Below are 17,168 nucleotides of genomic sequence, written 5' to 3'. Positions count from 1 at the left end.
TGTTGCTCGTATTTAAAACACGCTCGCAAAACCCTCCCCAGCGCCCCGCCTTACAATCTTTGTTTTAGCTCACTAAATTAGCGGTTATTTAAACAAAAACGGTGAAAATTTTTTGCCTAATTCCGCCGCAAACGCTAACAAAGATCACACTTTGTGTTAGTCTTCCGTGATTAGCGTCATCCATCCCACAATAACAACGAAAAGGTTTCCAATGGACGATAACAAACGCCCCCTCTATCTTCCTTTTGCCGGTCCAGCCATTTTAGAAGCCCCTTTGATCAACAAAGGTAGTGCTTTTACCGAAGAGGAAAGGATCTTTTTTAATCTTGAAGGCCTACTGCCACACGTTATTGAGACTATTGAAGAGCAAGCATCACGTGCTTACGACCAATATAAAAACTTCAGCAATGATCTCGACAAGCATATCTATCTACGCAATATTCAAGATACCAACGAGACTCTTTACTACCGTCTAGTACAAAATCACATTACCGAGATGATGCCTATCATCTACACCCCAACAGTGGGTATGGCTTGTGAGCGTTTCTCTAAAGACTATCGCCGTAACCGTGGCCTGTTTATCTCTTACGCCAACAAAGATCGTATCGACGATATTCTTAATAACTCTACCCGTCAAAAAGTAAAAATCATCGTAGTCACTGACGGTGAGCGCATCTTAGGTCTAGGTGACCAAGGTATTGGCGGCATGGGGATCCCAATTGGTAAGTTATCGTTATACACCAGCTGTGGTGGTATTAGTCCAGCTTACACACTGCCAATTACCTTAGATGTTGGCACAGATAATCCGCATCTACTGGAAGATCCAATGTATATGGGCATGCGTAGCCCACGTATTGGCGGCGAAGAATACACTGAATTTGTTGAAGCCTTTATGCAAGCAGTTAGCCGCCGCTGGCCAGATGCATTAATTCAGTTTGAAGATTTTGCGCAGAAGAACGCCATGCCACTGCTTGAGCGTTATAAAGATCAATACTGCTGCTTTAACGACGACATTCAAGGTACAGCAGCAGTAACCGTAGGTTCACTACTTGCCGCATGTAAAGCCGCCAAAAGTAAGCTAAGCGAGCAACGCATTACCTTCTTAGGGGCAGGCTCAGCCGGCTGTGGTATTGCCGAGGCAATCGTGGCACAAATGGTGTCTGAAGGCATTAGCGAAGAGCAAGCTCGCAAGCAAGTGTTTATGGTGGATCGCTGGGGAATGTTGCAGTCAAACATGCCTAACTTACTACCCTTCCAGCAAAAGCTGGCACAAAACTGCGATGATATTGCTGACTGGGATAACTTCAGCGACAACATCTCGCTACTTGATGTGGTTAACAACGCTAAACCAACGGTATTGATTGGTGTTTCAGGCGCGCCGGGACTCTTTACCGAAGAGATCATCAAAGCGATGCATAGCCATTGCAAGCGTCCAATTGTGTTCCCACTGTCGAACCCAACCAGCCGCGTTGAAGCCACGCCAAAAGATATTTTGCACTGGACTCAAGGCCAAGCATTGGTTGCAACCGGTAGCCCGTTTGAGCCAGTGATTGTTGATGACACCACTTATGAAATCGCCCAGTGTAATAACAGCTATATCTTCCCAGGCATCGGTCTAGGTGTATTAGCCTCAGGCGCAAAGCGTGTTAGTGATGCAATGCTAATGGCATCAAGCCGCGCATTAGCTGAGTGTTCACCGCTAGCGATTGATGGTGAAGGTTCACTATTGCCTAAGCTTGAAGACATTCATAAGGTCAGTAAGCATATTGCCTTTGCAGTAGCACGAATGGCCATTGAAGAAGGCCATGCCTTGCCAGTGACCCCAGAGCAGCTGAATTATGCCATTGACGATAACTTTTGGATGGCAGAGTATCGTAATTATAAACGCACTGCGTTCTAAGGTTCTGCTTCGGAACCTTAACTAACGAAGTTAGGTTATCAAGCTGCGCTTGACCTTATCGTTAGACTGCGTCTAACAACTAAAGTCGTGAGCTTCCAGCTCACACACGGGCAAGAGGGGATCAACAGCAATCCCCTCTTGCATCTCCCCTGCCGCCCCGACGAAGTTGTTGACCCTCACTCATTTTCGACAATATCTATCGCCTCATATTCGCCGTCCATGGCTCACCTAAGGCTATTTCGGCATCCATGCCTCAATCACGATATTTATCTTCAATGACCTCGGCAACTCCGATGGGGAATCGGTGTTATCTGTAAGTGTCGTAGCTTACTTTTGCCCCTTTATTGGTTTCAGGCGATAAGCAGCACAGATTAAGAAACAAGCAGTAGACCTACTTTTACTAATCGATAAATGACTGTTACTTATTACTTTCGATAAGACATTTATATCAATGCTCAATTTTCCGAGTTCGTTTATTCAGTACTACTCTGTTCGAGTGCTTATTAATCAATAGCTTTCCTTTAGGTGAGCTTAAATAGTAGTTCTATTGTGCATGCGGGTTTTGCAAAAATACAAGTGCATGCGCACTACACAAATTATGTGTCAAGAATGTCGGCTAAGTCTTTCAATGCTAGATTGATTCTTGCGATATCAACCTAATGCACATATACTTGTCATGTAGATGTTAGGTAATTTACTAACTATCTGAATCCTTTAGGGAACGCAGAAACAGAGGTGTGCTATGTTAGTAGCAATGAGAGATGCAGACGTAAAAGTAGATACTTTTAACTATGATTTGTCGCGAGCAAAAAAGAATGTTGAAGGTCGTGGTTCAGAAACTGCGGTAACATTTTCTGGTCCAAAGTCTCCTATGGATATATTTAAGGCGTTAATGGATGTCAACCCAAGCAACACAGTACAAAGTAAGCGTAAGTTATAATTTTGTTAAAATCTTTAAAAATTTAGATTCAACCAAGCCACCTTTTCGTTATCCATCTGAACAGCCAGATGCGATTAAAGTAGTTACATTCATTTCAGAATATCTAGCGAATGGCTGGGATGGTTCTCTCAATGGTAAAAACATCCATTCAGAAAATGTTCCTACAGATGATCCCAACTGGCTTAAAAAAGTCGAATATGCTCAAAAGCATGACTTATATCACTATCATATCGGTATTCCTTATTACGAAATATCGGATGATTATTCAACATCTGAATATGTAATTCATTATAAAAAAATCGATAACTATCATATCAAGTTAGTTGATCTGGATTATCATAACCCTATGACTTTGCCAAAAGAACGCTATCTTGAAGGTGAGGTCGATTTATTTAGTAACTATTAATTGTTAGATATGTGGGGTCAGGGTAAACTTTATTTGATTGCCATACTTTTTCTTATCCTACGACCTAGCTTTAGACTCCTTACTCTAACTGATTTCTGTCCATTAATGAGCTAGGACTTTAACCATTACTCCATATGCCAAAGATTGTGCTTTTCTAACCTAGTGCAGATGCGGCTGAGACCGTCGAAAACAGGGATGTTTTCGTTGAGCCCACATGGATGTGCTTGCGGCGAGTCTCAGAAGTGTCTGCACATACGCTGGCCGCAGGCCATTGGAACCACTAATGGTTGATTTCAAGCAGTGCTTAAATAAGCTTACATTGCTAAATCCCCTTCGCGAGATTGCAAAATACCCAATCACCACAAACAGAAACAAAAAGGCTACAGAAACCCTGTAGCCTTTTTGACTTAACTTTTTAGCAAAAAGTTAAAACTACTTTCCAGCAATCACAGCCTTAATGCTGTTAAGCATCGAACGGTCAGTTCGCGCTTTTTTCAACTTGCGCACGCTTTCTTTAAGCGAAGCATCAGACAAGCGGGAATTTGTGGGGTCAGAGTAAACTAAACAATTAACTCCGAATCCTCAGAGTATTGCTTGTCTAACCTAGTGCAGATGCGGCTGAGACCGTCGAAAACAGGGATGTTTTCGTTGAGCCCACATGGATGTGCTTGCGGCAAGTCTCAGAAGTGTCTGCACATACGCTGGCCGCAGGCCATTGGAACCACAGTTGCTGGCAGATACTCTCCACCTTAAGAGATCCCCCTTCCTAAGAAGGAATAGAAAATTGCGTTATCTACACGCAAAAGAAAAGGCTATCGGAAAACTCCCATAGCCTTTTTGACCTAACCTTTTAAATCAAGCTTTTTAGCAAAAAGTTAAACCACATTATTTGCCAGCAATCACAGCCTTAATGCTGTTAAGCATCGAACGGTCAGTTCGTGCTTTCTTCAACTTACGTACACTTTCTTTCAATGATGCATCAGATAGGCGGGTGAAAATACCATTGTATTCTTTCTCAGCGATCTCATCGTCAGTGTCAGCCATATCAGCAATATCTTGCGCAACACGGCTTAACTGGAACCATGCATTAGCAATGTAGAACCCGTGGAAATCTTCTTTTGGCAGTAAGCTCTTAGCACTTGCAGGCAAGGCATCCCAACCGGCACTGAACTTTAGGTCTTTATCTTCAATTAGCTCATTGCAAAGGTTGGCATAAGCTTCAAATAATCCCTCTGGAATATCGTTCATCGGCATTACGGTATTGCACACATTAAGTGCCACTTGCTCGGCGCGCTCTTTATAAGCTTGAGTTACTTCAGTCATCTCTTTCTCTCTAAAATTAGCGCTGGTAATAGCACTCTTGGTGTAATTATATCAACCCTTGCTCAAATTCATTAGCGTTAAAATCATGCCTATTAATAATGTGAGCATAATTGGTATTTATCAGCCGCATAACACCCATTTTGTCAGCAAATATCTGCTCTACAACAGCAATACTATTGATTTAAAGCTATCGCTATTTCATTAAAGAGTCTTGTTGCACAGACAGCTTAAGCTAAATGCAAAAAACTTATAAAATGCATTTTAAACCAATAAAATTAGCATGTTAAAAAAGAGATATAATTTATACGATATAGTGTATGCTTGCGCATGAATATCAATGATAGAGTCTGCTCAATGGCCAAGCCCGTTTTGTTAATAAGATTAATGCTTTTGCTAAGTCTGATGTCAATTAGCAATTTAAGTTATGCAGAACCAAGTAATAATGCCAAAGCAGATATGCTATTTACTCGTATTGATAGCGGTGAGGGTGTTTATGATAACCACCTTTACCACAATTTAGTTGCAGAGTTAGAGACTCTTATTGCCCACGATGATGTGGCGAGAAAACTTCGCTTAGCGCGTGCTCGTTGTTGGTCACACAATATTTTTGAAGAGGGCCAGATTACCAAAGCGATCAACTATGCTAAACATGCCCTTACCCACCCTGAGTTATCAAATTACCCGAACCACAAATTAGGGCTAGAGCTCTGCCAAAATTGGTATCTTGAGCGCGATGGCGATGTAGATACCGCACTCACTGGTTACAATAAAATACTGCAAAAAGCCTATGAAATTGAAGAGTTGCGCCTTGTTGCAGACACTCGTGCCATGCGCGGCTATTTGCATTCATTCCAAGGTAACTTTACCCAAGCCTTAGAAGACTTAATTAGCGCACAAACCTTATACGACAACCTCAACTTACCTATTTTTGTTGAAATAAACCTGTACGAGATAGCTAAAGCCTATCGCCGTTTTGGCGACCCTAAAAGTGCCATCCGTTATTTTAGAAAGCTTGAAGAACTTAAACGCAAAAACAACAACTTCGACTCAGCCAATACTATGCTGGCCTCGATCGCGATTGCAGAGGAAGAGCTAGGAAACTTACAACGATCTAAAGCCTTGTTTGAACAAAGCTATCGCTACTGGCAACGCTCAGGTGATACAGCCTTACAAGCAACGGTGGCAGTAAATATCGCCGGGACGTTAATTAAACTCGCAGAGTTTGACCAAGCCAAACAATACTTAGCAGAAGCTGAGCTGACCATTTTTGAAAACGACCCCGGCTTTTACAGCTATATGCACTTGTTTTACGCTCAGGTTTATCTTGCAGAAAACAAATTTGAGCAAGCACATAAGAGTATAGGGCTTTCTCGGGCTGCATTTGAACGCCTGAAAAACGCCAGTGGTTTAGCGCAATTATTGCAGATTGAAACTCAAGTTCTGCGCCAGCAAGATCAATGGCAACAAGCCTTTAATGCCCAAAGTAAATATATAGAGCTAAGGCAACAAATAGATCAGAAGTTACTCTCTAGCTACACCACAGAGATGCGTACCCGTTTTAATACCGATCAGATTGAAAATGAAAATCGACATTTAATTGAAAACGAGCAGCTCAGAGAACTTGAGCTAGCTATGCTTGAGCAAAACAAGCTACAGCAAGGCATTATTATCGTACTCGGTGGGCTAATTATTATCATTATCTCGCTGTTTGCTTATAAGCAGTCACAAAAGAACAAATTATTGTCAGCGCTCGCGCTTACTGATGATTTAACTCAGTTACCAAATCGCCGCTATATTTATAGTAAAGCTCAGCGCTGCTTTGAAGCAGCTAAAATTTATGAGCTGCCTCTGTCTTTTATTGCTTTTGATGCCGACTACTTTAAACAGGTAAATGACACCTATGGCCATGACGTTGGCGATGATACCCTCAAGCTACTCGCTGATACCTGCAGAACGGTTTTAGGTGATAAATACACAGCAGCTCGCGTTGGCGGTGAAGAGTTTTTAATTGTGTTACCTCATACCGAAAAAGAGCAAGCAATCATCGTCGCTCAGCATTTGGTTGAACAGACCCGTAATGCCAACTTTAGCGCCTTTCCGCCTGGATTTTCTATTACCATCAGTGCGGGAGTTTCAAGTCTAAGCGATAGCGATCATAAGCTACTGCCGCTTTTGAAAAGAGCTGATGATGCACTTTATATCGCCAAGCAAGAAGGACGCGACCAAGTCCGCAGTTTGTAAAAAACACAAAGCGCTGCCATGCAGCGCTTATACAATATAAGCAACATAACAAGCTTTAAAAAAGCAGCGTAAATCACCTCAAATACTTATTTTACCAGACCATTAAAACGAGCAATCATTACACCTGTATACTCGTGTGTTAAAAGCTATCCCTGCTAAGAAAATATAGTGTATGCTTAGCCATGTATATCAACGACTTCAATACAAAAATATTACAAATGGCAAAGTCTTTTTTCGTAGTAAAAGTTCTGCTTATTAGTTGCTTGCTTTTAGTCAGCAACCTAGGCTTTGCCAACTCTGAAAACCCGTTAAAAGCCGATGCTATTTTTACCGCAATTGATAATGGCATTGCGATTAATGACCATCAGCAATATCTTGCCTATATTGATGAATTAGACAACCTCATCGCACCTGATGACGCTTGGCGTCAATTACGTAAAGATCGTGCTCGCTGCTGGTCATTTGATATATACACTGACGGTGAAATTGATAAGGCGCTAGTCTTTGTAGAAGAAGCATTAAAAAAACCGCTATTGGCGCAATACCCTAGCCATCAACTTGACTTAGCTCTGTGTAAAGCCTGGTATTTAGAACAAAATGGTGAAGTTGAAGTCGCACTAAAAAGTTATAACAAAGCGGTAAATGATGCCTACACAATAGAAGATTTACGCTTAGTGGCAGATGCTCGCAGCATTCGTGGCTACTTACATTCTTACCAAGGTAATTTTACTCAAGCACTTGAGGATTTAATCACAGCACAGTCGATGTATCAAAATCTCAACCTACCAGCTTGGGAAGAGCTCAACCTGTATGAAATTGCCAATGCTTATCGCCGACTGGGCGATCAAAAAAGTGCTATTAGATATTTTAAGCAACTACACCAAAGCAAAATTGCCAGCGGCAATTTTGATGTCGCAAATACAATATCTGTTTCCATCGCTATTGCCGAAGAGGAACTAGGCCATTTAGAACGTGCAAGAGCACGCTTTAGTGAGGCTTATCTATATTGGGGCAAAAAAGGTGAGAAAATGGGTCAAGCCACTGTTGGCGTAAATATCGCGGGCACGTTAATTAAGCTTGGTGAATTTAAGCAAGCCCAACATTACTTAGACGGTGCAGCACCGCATATTTTAGCCTCTGATGAAGGCTTTTACGCTTTTTTACACCTATTTCAAGCACAGATCTATCTAGCTGAAAATCAACTTGATGATGCTTTAGCTAGCATTAATAAAGCCCACCATGCCTTTGAACGCGTCAAAAACATCACAGGGTTGGCACAACTGCAGCAACTCAAAAGTGAGATATTTGTAAAGCAACTCGACTGGCAACAAGCTTATATCGCTCTCAACGAATATGTAAAACTGCATAATGAGCTCGATAAAAAGCTACTCACTAGCCATACCACAGAGATGCGCACCCGCTTTAATGCCGATCAAATTGAGCGAGAAAATAAACACCTAATTGAAAATCAGCAGCTTAGAGACATAGAGCTGGCCATGCTAGAGCAAAATAAGTTACAGCAGTGGATTATCATTATTTTAGGCGGCCTAATTCTTCTTATTCTTTCTGTCTTTGCTTATAAGCAGAGTCAAAAGAACAAGCTGCTATCTAGCCTTGCACTAACCGACGACTTAACCCAGCTCCCTAATCGCCGTTATATTTATGACAAGGCTCAACTGTGTTTAGAGCAAGCGATAAAATCACAAGCAGCGTTTTCAGTTATCAGTTTTGACGCCGATAACTTTAAAGCGATAAACGATAACTTTGGCCATGAGGTTGGTGATCTAGCGCTGAAATTACTGGCACAAATTTGCCGTAATGAGCTGAGTGGTGACCACGAAGCAGCCCGAGTCGGTGGTGAAGAGTTTTTAATTATCTTGCCAAATACCGATAAAACTCATGCTTACAAAATTGCATGCTCATTAGTGCAAAAAATATGTAATGCCGACTTAAAGTCTTTCCCGCAGGGTTTCAAACTAACTATTAGCGCCGGAGTAGCAAGTCTAACGTCTGACAAAGACAAACTGTCGAGCTTATTAAAGCAAGCCGATAAAGCGCTTTATCAAGCCAAGGCTGATGGACGTAACCAAGCTCAAATGAGTTAGACACACGTATACCTATTGCCCCTTTAACTGCTATCATTAGCGGTTAATTAAAGCCGTAAATAGATCTATGTCAGACTCACCTTCACAACTTGCTCCGCTTACCAGCTTAACCGCTATTCAACTTGGCGAATTAGCCCTTAAAATTAAAGTTTGGGGGCAAGAATTAGGCTTTGCGCAAATCGGCATTTGCGACACAGACCTTACAGATGAAGAGCCTAAACTACAGCAGTGGTTAGACAATGGCTATCATGGTGAAATGGGCTATATGGCAAATCACGGCATGATGCGCGCACGTCCACATGAGCTGCACCCCGGGACTCAACGGGTTATTTCAGCGCGGATGAATTACCTGCCACCTGAAGCCGGCTTTGCCTTTAACCTTAAAGATCCCAATCTTGGCTATATCTCCCGTTATGCCGGCGGCCGGGATTATCACAAACTTATTCGAAATCGCCTTAAAAAGCTTGGCGATAAAATTGAATCAGAGCTAAAAAGTCTAGGTGTAACTAAACCCAACTCACGGCCTTTTGTCGACTCAGCGCCAATTTTAGAGCGACCACTTGCTGATAAAGCAGGTCTTGGTTGGACAGGTAAACACAGCTTACTACTCAATCAAGACGTCGGTAGCTGGTTCTTTCTCGGTGAGCTATTAATTGATTTACCGCTGCCGATTGATATCCCTATAGCAGAAGGGTGTAAAACCTGCGTTGCTTGTATTAAGTCTTGCCCCACTAACGCGATTGTAGAACCTTATATTGTTGATGGAAGCCGCTGCATCTCGTATCTCACCATTGAGCTACAAGGGGCGATTCCGCTTGAATTTAGGCAAGCCATAGGTAACCGCATATACGGCTGTGATGACTGCCAATTGGTATGCCCGGTTAATAGTAAAGCGCCAATCACTGAAGAAAGCGATTTCCATACACGGACGCAGCTCAAACAACCTCAGTTGCTCGAACTATTTGCTTGGAGTGAGCCAGAATTTTTAAAGCTGACCGAAGGTAGCCCTATTCGGCGTATTGGCCATGCGCGTTGGCTACGAAATATCGCCGTAGCCTTAGGTAATGCGCCCTATAGCAAAGCGATTATTGCTGCACTTAAGGCTCGAAAATTGACTGATGAAGCCGATGGAATAGTGATAGAACATATCGACTGGGCACTGGCCGAACAAGCGACTAAACAATCCGATATGACTCAAAGCGAGTCCACCATCGAAACAGTGAATCGTAAAACTCAAAGGGTGATCCGCAGTGTCGAAAAAGGCCTGCCGCGAGACGCATAAAAAATGGGCGCTAACTCAGTTAGCGCCCATTTTGCATTCAAGTTACTGTTTATGCTTTGGAGTCTAAAGTAAAACCGACTTTAATGGTTACCTGCCAATGTGCCACCATTCCTTCTTCAAGATGGCCCCGAGTTTCAATCACCTCAAACCACCTTAAATGCTTTAATGACTCATTCGCTGCTGCTATCGCATTTCTGATCGCTTCATCAGAACTAATTGGCGACGATCCTGTTAGTTCGATAATCTTATAGGTATGACTCATAGTGACTCCAACAGTGTGCAAGTATTGATGCTAATCAGTATAGAACAACATCTGTTTTAGTCAGGTTTGAGCCACAATTATTAGCAATCCTGTTATTGCCAATGCTTCTATCAGATAGACCCTCGCTAGCCATATTATGCAAACAGCATTCGCCACCAGATCCCCGGCAAACTCGTAAAGCCGCTGGTGTAGTAAGCTAACTCCCCCTCTTTAATCACCATTAGCGTCGGCGTGACTTGCATCGACCACTGCTGTGCAATTTCACCGCTAGCATCGTTCACCACTGCAAACTTATAGCCTTTGTGTTGTAAATATTGCTGCATTTTTTTATCTGGCCCCGATGTCATCGCGACGCTCACAACCGGATAACTACCTGACATCACATTTACCGATGGGCTAACAAAGCTACAAACCGGACACCAAGTGCCCCAAAAATACAGCAACACAGGTTGCTCATGGCTCATCGCCAACAGCTCTATTTGCTCGCCTTGCAGCGTGGTTGCTTGAATATTGGGTAAGTCGGTTTTAGGTATATCGCGGCTGCGCCATATATCCAGTGCAGCAGAGAACACGGTTAATAACACCAACATAAATAGCAGCTGTTTCAGCCACCCAAATAGCTTTTTGGCAAAAGGTTGCCGCTGACTATTTTCAGTCTGTTGTTCAGGGTTATTTATCGCCATTTTGCGCCTCCAATGCCTGTTCAACTTGCAGCTTTAATTGCTCAAAGGGTACGAGTCCGGCAACAATTTGATCGCCAATAACCATGCTTGGCGTGCCACCGATCCGCAGTGCGCGCATAAGCTCCAAATTAGCAGCTACCGCTTCAGCAACGCGGCTATCAGTATTATTTAGCCAGTTGGTGGTGTCAGTGATACTCGCGACTTTAGCAATCGCTTGGCTGTCTAATCTACGCGGTGCAGACATTAAGGTATCTTTTACTTGTAGATATTTTTGCGGCTCATTGAGCCAAACGGTTTGGGCAAAATCCACAGCATCAACTGCGCTTTGTCCTTGCAGCGGCACCATTTTGATAATGATTTTAAGCTGTGGAAACTCTGCCATTAACTTGTCTAATTCTGGCTCTAACTGTTTACAATAAGGGCAGTTAAAGTCAGTAAAATATACCATGGTGATCTCGCCGTTTTCTGCGCCTTTCCATGGATCAGTTGTCGTTTCAAATAACGCCTGTTGATTAGCAGCAATAATTTGCTCAACTCCAGCTTGCTCTTTCATCATCTCTCGAGTTTGCAGGGCAATAAACGCTTCTCTTAGCAGATCTGGGTCATTCACTAACATCTCTTTGACTATCGCTTTAACCTCTTGCTGCTGCGCTGCTGACAAACTTGAATCGTTAGCGCTAACAAACTGACTTGTAGCCAACTGGCTGCCTAAAAAGCCTAATGCTGTTAGCCCGAGTAATCCGATAAAGGTCAAAGCTGTCTTCTTGCCAAAACCGGTTAAATTGGCAGTTGTTAGTTCATTTTTGTTCATTTGGTTTTTCATAAAAATCTCACTCGAGCCGCTGTTGCCACTCAAAAAATGGGGCAGCAGCCCTGTTTAAACTCAAGGCTGCAATAAATAGATGTACGATAAGGCGTCTAAGCCATATGAGTCATGATTAGAACTTAGCCGACGCGGCATTTATCGCATTAATGACATCACTGCTTGATAAGATCACTGGCAGCTCTATGCCATCGGGTGCGTTCGGGCCATACACCACATTAAATGGCACACCAAAACGATTGTGGCTTTGCAGATAATCAGTAATCGGCTTCGATGGTTTAGTCCAGTCACCAACCATCAATACCATCTCATCGGCTTTCAATTGGCTATAAACCGGATCTTGCAAGATCACCCCAACCTTGTTGGCTTTGCAGGTAATACACCAGTCAGCGGTTACATCCACAAATACGGTCTTACCCGCAGCAACTTGCTGAGCAATTTCGGCTTCATTAAGTGGTTGCCAATCAAGATCTGTAGGCAGTGGCTGCGCCCATCTATCAGAGGTGGCAAACGCTGCAATAGCAAAAGCTGCAATACCAATACTGATACTGGCAATCGCCGCAGCTTTACCGTGCACCTTGGCCATAGCAATTAAAAAGCCAAGGGTTAATACAGCAGCAATCACCCACAATAAGCTACTCGCAACAAAGTTGGCTAATAGGCTGATAAGCCACAAGCTAGTTAATAACAGTAAGCCTGAGAACACGATTTTGACCACATTCATCCAGCGACCCGGTTTCGGGAAATAACTCGCTATTTGCGGAAATGCAGCCACTAATAGCCAAGGCAATGCCATACCTAACGCCAGTGCGCTAAAAATAACAAATAGGCTCAATACATCGGCACCAAGTGCAAAGGCAACAGCAGTGCCTAGGAAAGGCGCACTACACGGGGTTGCCAATAAGGTAGCAAACATGCCTTGTAAAAAATGACCTTTGTGATCATTACCGCCTGTCGTTGCCAGCTTGGTCTGCAGGCTTGATGGCAAATTAATTTCAAATGCCCCCAGCATATTTAGGGCAAACACTGAAGTCACCACAGCCATAAAGCCGATAAACCAAGGGTTTTGGAACTGCACGCCCCAACCAATCGCTTGGCCGGTAAATTTAAGCACTAGAATAAAGCCGGCTAAGATCCAAAACGAAACTAAAATCCCCAAAGCTGAAGCGATAAATTGTTTACGGATTTGGCTTTGTTGTAGGTTTGGCGCTGCAATCACTGAGCTAAGTTTCATGCCAAGGACAGGCAATACACATGGCATTACGTTAAGAATTAAACCGCCGAGTAGCGCTACCAGCAAGATTTGAAGTAAAGATGAAGCGCTAGCTTGTACTGTGGTTGCTGTCACCTCGGCACGATACTCTGCCGATTTATCATGGCCAATGACGGTAAGGTTAAGTGATTTACCAATTAACTCAGGATCGCCCAACCAGCTTGATGCATCAAACACTGCGCGCAATTTATTAGCCGCTGATTCTGTTTCGAAACGCTCAAAACGCACAAACTTAAACGTGGTATCAGGCTCGCCATCGATAATAAACTTAGGCATTACCCAGCCACTATCATCCATCTCAATTTGTAGCTGTTTAGCCGCTGCGTCCCAGCCGATATCCAGGCTCGCGTTCGTGCTTTTTTGTGGAACTAACGACTGCGCTTTATTGTAGGCAAACATCGCATCGACATCGGCCGTCATGGTTTCAGGATCAATATCTAGGTTAATTTCATAGTCTGTTAATACGCACACATTGGTGCAAGACGACAGCGTAAACTTACCCTGTAAATGGGTCGGTTTATTGGCGTCATCTACTTTAACTGAGATCGGGAAAGTCGCTTGATTGTGGTAACCAAACGTTTGTAAGCCAAGTAACGAAAACTGCTCAGGAGCAGGCCATTGCCAGTCGACTTCTTCAAGGTTAGTAGAACCACTCCAGTCGATACTAGGGGCAATACCGCCCTCTCCTGGGCTACGCCAATAGGTTTTCCAGTCACCATCAAGCTGCACCTCTAACACGCCCGGCAAGGTGTTCGTTGCTTCATCTAGCTCACCAGTAAGCATAAATTTAGCTTTAACTGGTGGATGATTTGGGTTCTCTAGCCAGCCTGTTGATTGGGCAAACACTGAACTTGTGAATGCAAATAGGCACGCTAAAATAATCTGGGTAAATAATTTCAATTTATTCTCCGTAAACACGGCTTATCAAGCCTTTATCACTGACGGCTTGAAACGACAATAACGGCATAATGTTAGCCTAACTAAGTGTTAGTTTCGTACACTCGCCAAATCTAAGTATTAGCAAATAATGCTAGTAATCGCTGTTAGTAACAACCATTACTAATAGCCAATAAACAGTTAGATTTATTCTTGAAAACGACACAAGGAAAGGTGTATTCGCCGCGGCTTAGGCAGCACAGGCACATCGAGGGCGCGCTGTAGTTGGCGAGATGCCAGTGGAATAAGAGGGAAAATAAATAGTAATACCAATAGTGGCATTATTGGCGGTTCATCAAGGCAAACCCGCAACGATTTTTCAGACAACTCACACTTTTTAAACTCACTACTCTTAGCAGCCGAACCGCCACTTTGAGTTAACGAGGCTGTGGCAGCTGCGTCTACTGAATCGTAAGTTATCGCCTTGGTCTGTCCGTTAGCTAGCTGACTGACTTGTTGCAGTGCGCTAAACACCCCACTATTTTGCGCCAAGCAGAAAAGCACCATTATGGAAAACACCATAACAGTCCAATTCGTTTTTGCTTTACTTACGCTCAAATGAGAAATAGTTACTCCGCTAAAGCACATAAGGCTTTGGTGGTTGATATTATCAACAACCTAGCTATTAGCTGCAATTCAAATTCAGCCAATAATATACAGTTCACAACATAAGACCGGACATTGACAAAAATAGTTCATCATTCAGCAATATTTTGATCTGACCGCTTGAAAAACCAACGACCACGATAGTGAGGGTTTTAAGCTACTAGCTGTATTTATGCCTGCCATAGTGAGTGCGCCTCACATATCCCTTTAGATATTTCAGCGAGTTGCGATTGCTCAACTTCAGCTTGCCAGTATTTTACTAGCACAAGTTTTAGCTCTACTAGATAACTAAAACGAATAAATCTCTGAACAAATAATTGCATATTGTATATCTTTTGATGTTAAGATGAGTAAAATTCAGACTTATCACCCATCTGAATGACATATAACAAAAACAGATCGCTGGGCGTCTGGACGTCTAGAAGTTTATTGTGTTAGCCTAAGGATTCGCAATCGAAACGAATTCAAGCGCTACATGAGCGGATTTCATGTGAGGATAAAATGATAGAGCTTAGACATTTACGTACCTTAGTTGCCCTAAAAGAAAGCGGCAGCCTCGCTGGGGCTGCTAAGAAACGCTTCGTCACTCAGTCGGCATTGTCTCATCAAATTAAAGAGTTGGAGACTCGGATAAATTCCGCTATTTTTGTGCGCAAGAGTAAACCGCTGTCATTTACCCAAGAAGGCGCACGCTTACTTAACCTAGCTGAAGATATTTTGCCTAAGGTGATTGAAACTGAGTTTGATCTAAAAAAAGGCTTAGAAATTGGCGACAATCATCTAGGTGTTGGCATTGAATGCCATAGCTGTTTTCGTTGGTTAATGCCGGTAATGGAACAATTCCGTCAGCAATATCCACAAGCGGATCTCGACTTATCTAGCCGCCATCTGTTTGATTCGCTCAACGCATTAGAGCAAGGTGAGTTAGATGTAGTGTTAACCTCAGATCCTGTGCCTGGTCAGGCTATTGCTTATCAGCACCTATTCGATTTTGAAGTTAGATTGGTTGTAGCTAGCGACCACCCACTGGCAGAACAAGAGTTTGTTACCCCACAACAGTTAGCAGGCTTACCCATAATCAGTTATCCAGTTTCGCTTGAGCGTTTAGATATTCATCGTCATTTCTTAGAGCCTGCAGGTGTAAAAGCGGGCCCACAAGTTAAATGCGATTTAACCATGATGTTGCTGCAACGCATCGCTTGTAAAGACGGAATTGCCGCACTGCCAAGCTGGTCTATTAGCGAAGCTCATGGTCTTAGCTTAAAGAGCTTGAAACTCGGTGCAGAAGGTTTGAAACGTCCGTTATTTGGCGCGTATCGTCGCAACAGTGCTAATGCTCGTTTAGCTCAGCATTGGTTAGAGTTAGTTGCGCAGGAAGGCTTGGCGAAGCAAAAAGTAAACTAATACCAATTAGCTAAAACAAAAAAGCCTGCAAATGCAGGCTTTTTAATCTGGCGCTCATATTGGCTTAAGTAACAAGCCTCTTTTAGCAAGCACACGCTTTAATACTAAACCCGGAGAGTTAACGTTATGAGTTGCACGTAAGTTATGGGCAACCAAAAACTCTGTCTGTAACTCGTCATCCAAGCCTAATGACTCAAATGCTTCAAGAGTTAATGTCTGTTGTTGCCCCTCAATCACAGCCTTAAGTGCAGCAATTGGATACTGCTCGCTGCAACCTGAGTTCAGATATGCAAATGCCGTTAACGCAATGATCTCGCCAAATACACTAAATAGCGCCAAAGTTTGCACTTCATCAGGATTAATATTAACCCCTTCAAGTTGATGAAGCTGATCAACGGCATCAATAGCGATGCTCTCAGTCAAAGTCCAATAGCCCTGAACCAACTTTTTGTAGGGTTCCTGCAGCTCATCTAAACGCTCTTTAAGATAAAAAGTAAACGCATAGCGATAAATGTTCACTTGTCCTAAACGAACCAATGCATCTTTTAGCGAGCGGTTTTTAGATGCTTCCGGTGCGGCATGGTCAGCACTATTGCTGCGCCAAAGTAGATGGGCCGACAAAGCAGGATCTGAAGAAACAATATCGATTACATTGCGAATGTCACCATCCGCAATAATGGCTTTTTTCAATGGGATAAGGATCCCCCGACGGCCAATTACCTGCTCTTCATTGCTGATAATGGCACGTACTTGAGTAAATACTTGCTGCTCAAGATCTGTCATGCGAAACGTTAAACCCTATTATATTTTTAATAATTATATACATTAAACTTTATGTAAATTAACCCATAATATGCCTGTATAGGTCAAGCCATAAAAGCTAATAACTTTGTAAGTTTTAACTGTTTTGTGTGTATAAATTTTTCTAAGCAGGTTAATTCAGTGTTTACCTATATAAGCCTAGCTTCCACTCCGCAGTTTTAA

15 protein-coding genes and 1 pseudogene are annotated in these 17,168 nt (G+C 42.9%); 7 read left to right on the top strand and 9 right to left on the bottom strand.

Translation table 11 applies throughout. From position 1 onward, the window contains the following. Window positions 1-211 precede the first annotated feature (211 nt). From MSG37_RS07230 to MSG37_RS07220, 3 genes are all read left to right on the top strand, one after another. Window positions 212-1,900, top strand: coding sequence for an NAD-dependent malic enzyme (locus tag MSG37_RS07230; protein WP_248469906.1), 1,689 nt, complete (start codon window positions 212-214; stop codon window positions 1,898-1,900). A 742-nt stretch (window positions 1,901-2,642) separates the two neighbouring features. Then, window positions 2,643-2,840: a hypothetical protein gene (locus MSG37_RS07225; RefSeq protein WP_248469905.1), complete on the top strand. Its 198-nt coding sequence runs from the start codon at window positions 2,643-2,645 to the stop codon at window positions 2,838-2,840. Next, window positions 2,797-3,246, top strand: a complete 450-nt coding sequence (locus MSG37_RS07220; RefSeq protein ID WP_248469904.1) for a hypothetical protein — start codon at window positions 2,797-2,799, stop codon at window positions 3,244-3,246. The genes MSG37_RS07225 and MSG37_RS07220 overlap by 44 nt, the downstream gene beginning before the upstream one ends. Before the next feature lie 432 nt (window positions 3,247-3,678). Here the strand turns inward: MSG37_RS07220 and MSG37_RS07215 are convergent. Continuing rightward, a pseudogene (locus tag MSG37_RS07215) lies at window positions 3,679-3,786 on the bottom strand (DUF3069 domain-containing protein); the annotation flags it as partial. A 345-nt stretch (window positions 3,787-4,131) separates the two neighbouring features. Further along, the gene (locus MSG37_RS07210) at window positions 4,132-4,569 is read right to left on the bottom strand and encodes a DUF3069 domain-containing protein (RefSeq protein ID WP_248469903.1); all 438 of its coding nucleotides are present in this window, start codon (window positions 4,567-4,569) and stop codon (window positions 4,132-4,134) included. Window positions 4,570-4,971: 402 nt separating this feature from the next. Here MSG37_RS07210 and MSG37_RS07205 point away from each other — a divergent pair, with 402 nt between their 5' ends. From MSG37_RS07205 to queG, 3 genes are all read left to right on the top strand, one after another. Then, a complete protein-coding gene (locus MSG37_RS07205; RefSeq protein ID WP_248469902.1) occupies window positions 4,972-6,810 on the top strand; it encodes a diguanylate cyclase in 1,839 nt (612 codons plus the stop codon). A gap of 218 nt (window positions 6,811-7,028) precedes the next feature. Then, window positions 7,029-8,915 (top strand): GGDEF domain-containing protein, encoded by a 1,887-nt coding sequence (locus tag MSG37_RS07200; protein ID WP_248469901.1) that lies wholly within the window; start codon window positions 7,029-7,031, stop codon window positions 8,913-8,915. Between the two features lie 67 nt (window positions 8,916-8,982). After that, on the top strand, window positions 8,983-10,197 hold the full coding sequence (gene queG, locus MSG37_RS07195; RefSeq protein WP_248469900.1) for a tRNA epoxyqueuosine(34) reductase QueG: 1,215 nt from the start codon (window positions 8,983-8,985) through the stop codon (window positions 10,195-10,197). Window positions 10,198-10,246: 49 nt separating this feature from the next. Here queG and MSG37_RS07190 read toward each other — a convergent pair whose 3' ends face one another. The 6 genes from MSG37_RS07190 to MSG37_RS07165 all read right to left on the bottom strand — a co-directional run bounded on the left by MSG37_RS07190 (window position 10,247) and on the right by MSG37_RS07165 (window position 15,103). Then, on the bottom strand, window positions 10,247-10,459 hold the full coding sequence (locus MSG37_RS07190; protein ID WP_248469899.1) for a dodecin: 213 nt from the start codon (window positions 10,457-10,459) through the stop codon (window positions 10,247-10,249). 134 nt (window positions 10,460-10,593) lie between these two features. Next, window positions 10,594-11,142 carry a protein disulfide oxidoreductase gene (locus MSG37_RS07185; protein ID WP_248469898.1) on the bottom strand — a complete coding sequence of 183 codons (549 nt, stop codon included), beginning with the start codon at window positions 11,140-11,142 and terminating at the stop codon, window positions 10,594-10,596. Continuing rightward, window positions 11,129-11,965, bottom strand: a complete 837-nt coding sequence (locus MSG37_RS07180; protein ID WP_248469897.1) for a DsbA family protein — start codon at window positions 11,963-11,965, stop codon at window positions 11,129-11,131. The genes MSG37_RS07185 and MSG37_RS07180 overlap by 14 nt, the downstream gene beginning before the upstream one ends. A 115-nt stretch (window positions 11,966-12,080) precedes the next feature. Beyond that, on the bottom strand, window positions 12,081-14,138 hold the full coding sequence (locus MSG37_RS07175) for a protein-disulfide reductase DsbD domain-containing protein (protein WP_248469896.1): 2,058 nt from the start codon (window positions 14,136-14,138) through the stop codon (window positions 12,081-12,083). Between the two features lie 183 nt (window positions 14,139-14,321). After that, a complete protein-coding gene (locus MSG37_RS07170) occupies window positions 14,322-14,696 on the bottom strand; it encodes a hypothetical protein (RefSeq protein ID WP_248469895.1) in 375 nt (124 codons plus the stop codon). 254 nt (window positions 14,697-14,950) lie between these two features. Continuing rightward, a complete protein-coding gene (locus MSG37_RS07165) occupies window positions 14,951-15,103 on the bottom strand; it encodes a hypothetical protein (protein ID WP_248469894.1) in 153 nt (50 codons plus the stop codon). Window positions 15,104-15,281: 178 nt separating this feature from the next. On the opposite strand from MSG37_RS07165, the gene MSG37_RS07160 reads away from it, so the two are divergent. Further along, entirely contained in the window at window positions 15,282-16,184 is a 903-nt protein-coding gene (locus MSG37_RS07160) for a LysR family transcriptional regulator (protein WP_248469893.1), read from the top strand. 54 nt (window positions 16,185-16,238) lie between these two features. Here the strand turns inward: MSG37_RS07160 and MSG37_RS07155 are convergent, their stop codons facing one another. After that, a complete protein-coding gene (locus MSG37_RS07155) occupies window positions 16,239-16,967 on the bottom strand; it encodes an HDOD domain-containing protein (protein ID WP_248469892.1) in 729 nt (242 codons plus the stop codon). Window positions 16,968-17,168 lie beyond the last annotated feature (201 nt).

It is taken from the genome of Shewanella sp. 1CM18E, assembly GCF_023161665.1.
GTDB lineage: Bacteria > Pseudomonadota > Gammaproteobacteria > Enterobacterales > Shewanellaceae > Shewanella.
The sequence above is the reverse complement of the archived record's forward strand: the minus strand, read 5'-3'. Positions and strand labels throughout refer to the sequence as shown.